This is a genomic window from Arsenophonus nasoniae DSM 15247 (assembly GCF_000429565.1).
GTDB classification, from domain to species: domain Bacteria; phylum Pseudomonadota; class Gammaproteobacteria; order Enterobacterales; family Enterobacteriaceae; genus Arsenophonus; species Arsenophonus nasoniae.
Genome location: NZ_AUCC01000177.1, coordinates 1 through 2333, shown reverse-complemented (window position 1 = coordinate 2333; position 2333 = coordinate 1). Strand labels below are relative to the sequence as shown.

The following is a 2333-nucleotide window of genomic DNA, read 5'->3' as shown; positions in this document are numbered from 1 at the left end:
GAGCCATAATTCAAAGTATCGTAGAAACAGATGGATACTATAGCTCAAGCAATTAAGGGACACAGCCTAGATTGCTTAGGGTTTGGGTTAGCTAGCTGTCGGGATCACTACTCCCTTCAGTTAGCGACTTTTTACTTCATTTTATTTCTATACATTTCATAACCAGCAAGGAGCATTTCAGTAATTGTTATTCCTTGCTCAGCCGCATATGTTTTCATCTCTTTATGTTTATTAATAGAGACCTTTATTTGAATGGGTTTTATAATTGTATCAGGCTGAATATTCTTCCCTGTCACGTTTAACGTTGGTTCATTGTCCGGCGGTGGAGCAATTTTAATTTTTTTACTAGGTAATTTCATAAAATCTAACCATATTAGCAATAACATGATTTCATCTTAACATGAAATCATGAATTAATTAAATCATGAACTTCTTCAACCATAGCTCTAGCAATTAAATTTAAACTTTTAAATGGTGTTTCATATAATGCCCGTCCTTCATCAAGAGCATTTCCATAGCTAGTTTTAAGAGGTATAACAGTATCAAGAACGTGAAACCCCCATGCTTTTATAGTTTTTTGCGCTTTAGATCCCTCTGATTCTGATGAGGCTTTAGAAACAAGAAAAACTATATTATCTTTATTAATTCCTTTTTTTGTTAATTCTCTAGCTAGTTCAAGAGATGGCTCTAAATCATCAATTGTCGTTCCTGTTGAAATAATAATGAGATCAGATTCCATTGCTACATCAAATGATGTAGTTTCAGCTGCTGGTCGACCATCAATTACAATTAAATGATAATGATCTTTCATCCTTATTACGGTATCAACCCTGCGGTAAAGAGCACAATCTATAGTACTTAAACCTAAATCCTCTCTTCTTTTACACCATTTTAAAGAAGTTTGCTGTTTCTCATCTATATCTGCTAAATGAGTTCTCCAATTTGCTTCGGTAAAACCAGCCACAAGTGTTCTGGCAGTTGTACTTTTTGATCCGCCGCCCTTTTGTCCAATACAACTTATGATAGCCATCACCACCTCATTAAATCATGATTTAATTAATTCATAATATCATTATTAATGATACTCTATTTCATGAAAAAATTAAAGCATTAAAGCATTAAAGCATTAAAGCATTAAAGCATTAAAGCATTAAAGCAATATTTTAACGGCAATAAAAATTTATTTGTTAAATAATTTATTTTTCATTTTATGAATTTCCTTTTTACCTTTTTCTCGCTTACGTGAAGCTTCTGCTTGTGGAGTATTTTGATTACGGTTTTTGAAAATAACCTTATCTGTGATCGAATCAAAAAGAATTTCATAATCAGGAAGATCATTCGTTTTAGCTAATTGCTTAATATTAAATTTGAATTTAGATAAAGCGGCTGTACTACCTGTTTTAGCATATAATTTATCGAGTGAAATAATAAATTCATGCTGATTGCCACAGTGTTTACGGGCTATTTCATATAATCGTCTATCGATAGCTTTCCGTATACGAAAATAATCAGGACTAATTTGTAACACCTTGGTTTTAGTAATAGCCTGATAAAGCCAGTCTGGTAAAGTCACTTCAACCATACCGATATCAAGTTTTCCTTTTTTTTCTTCTAAAATTCTCCAACTATCAATTAATCCAAAGCCAATACTTTCTTGTTTGTCTTCCGAATAAACAATATTAGTAGTAATACGAGTACCCGAAAGCCTGTCCAATGCTTTTTCTAATTCTTTATAAGATTTACCCCCTTTATCTCTGTTAGTCGTTACAAAAAAATCATACGGGGTAAAGGTGATAATACGGCTAATAGGTTTACCGTTATTAATTGCCTCTTGTAATTTCGATATGGCATAAATCCAAATATCTTTATCAAAAATTGTGGCTAATCCAATTTCAGCTGCTGGCCTAACCGTGACAGTCACGTTGCCATTTTTATATTCCCTGACTTTGGTATCACCACCTTTTAGGGCAAAAAAAGGGTGTTCCATACTGGCCATTTCATCGCGAAAAGTTGAAACATCAACCTCATCGGCAATAAAAAACTCTAATTGATTATGTTTTTGTGGGCGTAACGTCGTCAAATTGCTTTTTCCTATTTTTTTTGTATGATCAGCCATAGCTTCACTCCTAGCCTATTTAGGATTGTTGGTTAGAACCTGTTAAATGCGAACATCATTTAACAGGTTTGTTTTCGGGATTTAGGAATCCCCCTAAACATCGGGATTTAAGAAAATAATATCGGGATTTAAGAAAACAGTCAAATATGTTTAAACTTTAATCACAAAAAACTAGCTTTTTTGTGGATAAGTAATAGTCCTAATCGGGATTTAGGAA

The 2333-nt window shown here is 33.0% G+C and carries 3 protein-coding genes; all 3 read right to left on the bottom strand.

Annotation, left to right across the window (positions count from 1 at the left end; genetic code table 11):
• Positions 1-131 precede the first annotated feature (131 nt).
• Positions 132-359, bottom strand: coding sequence for a hypothetical protein (locus tag G468_RS0117105; RefSeq protein ID WP_026824053.1), 228 nt, complete (start codon positions 357-359; stop codon positions 132-134).
• 47 nt (positions 360-406) lie between these two features.
• The gene (locus G468_RS24970) at positions 407-1030 is read right to left on the bottom strand and encodes a ParA family protein (protein ID WP_248604902.1); all 624 of its coding nucleotides are present in this window, start codon (positions 1028-1030) and stop codon (positions 407-409) included.
• 150 nt (positions 1031-1180) lie between these two features.
• Positions 1181-2116, bottom strand: a complete 936-nt coding sequence (locus G468_RS0117095) for a replication initiator protein A (protein WP_026824051.1) — start codon at positions 2114-2116, stop codon at positions 1181-1183.
• Between the last annotated feature and the right edge of the window lie 217 nt (positions 2117-2333).